Source organism: Pseudomonas sp. B14(2022) (genome assembly GCF_012030485.1).
Lineage (GTDB): Bacteria > Pseudomonadota > Gammaproteobacteria > Pseudomonadales > Pseudomonadaceae > Aquipseudomonas.
The window spans coordinates 1-1,056 of the sequence record NZ_JAAUVM010000052.1 but is presented as its reverse complement, the minus strand read 5'-3'; the positions used below and the strand labels follow the sequence as shown (position 1 = coordinate 1,056).

Here is a 1,056-nt window from a genome sequence, read left to right as displayed (position 1 = left end):
ACGCTTCGAACTTTCATTTCTGCCGGATACTCCACATCGGGCAAGCATCCTGGATAAATTCGGGTGGACGGCACATACAAGTCTCCCGGACTTTTCATGCCGAGCGCTTCGTGAGGGCGTACGTAATTAAACTCATGCCTGAAATGCTCCAGCAAAAGCTGCTGCTCGACTAAGTTTTTCCCTAAGGGCAACTCAAGTTTCAAGCTACGGTGCATTCGTTCATGGCGACCATTCTGGGCGGGTCTTCCCGGCATGGTTCGCTCGGGATAAATACCCAGCCGAATCCACCAAACTGCCAGTGTGGATATTCTTGCCAGGCCAGGAGAGGCGAACGGTACCCCGTTGTCCGAACGGATAACTTCCGGCATGCCGTACTCCTGAAAAAGCCTCTCAAAGGCCTGTTTTACAGGCTGGGTCATGATCTTGGGATGGGCCCTGCACGCTAAAATCAGCCGCGACGCATGGTCTGTGACGGTCAAAGGGAAGCACATCTGAGCATTAAGCATCTTGAACTGCCCTTTGTAGTCAGCACACCACGTCTTGTTAGGTTCGTCGGCCTTTCGCATTTGTGCGTGGGAAATGCTGTGCCGGCGTTTGAAGCGCCGCTTTTTGACGAGCCCAAGTCGGTCAAGCCATTGACCGGCCGTACTTGGAGAGGGCCAGGTGACGCAGGGATCTTCCAGCCGTAATAGTTCGAGAAGCTTTTTCGGCCCCCATTTATCGTGAGCCTCCTTCATCGCTACTACACGGGCCAAAATCTCGTCGTCGGTTTTATTTGGGCTGTTGTGAGGTCGCCGGGACAGTTCGGATAAAGACCTCAAATCGCCGTCGTGCCGGGCAATCCACTTATCGACGGTAGGTCGGCTAACGTCAAAGCGGCGTGCCAACTGGCTTTTGGTGAAGTTGCCAGAAAGCCAATCAGCTACCAGCTTGATTCTTTGATTCATGGGGGACTCTTGGTTCCAGGGCATGATCAGTTACCTCCTGATCATGCGTATTAGCCTGTAAACCATGTCCCCGGTTAGAAATGTAAACGATGTCCCCGGTTTGTACCGG

General features: G+C 53.1%; 1 protein-coding gene. It reads right to left on the bottom strand.

Going from position 1 to position 1,056, the window contains the following annotated elements; translation table 11 throughout:
• The coding region (locus HCF10_RS30960) for an integrase core domain-containing protein (RefSeq protein WP_167657089.1) at positions 1-971 on the bottom strand (971 nt) is incomplete at its 3' end.
• Between the last annotated feature and the right edge of the window lie 85 nt (positions 972-1,056).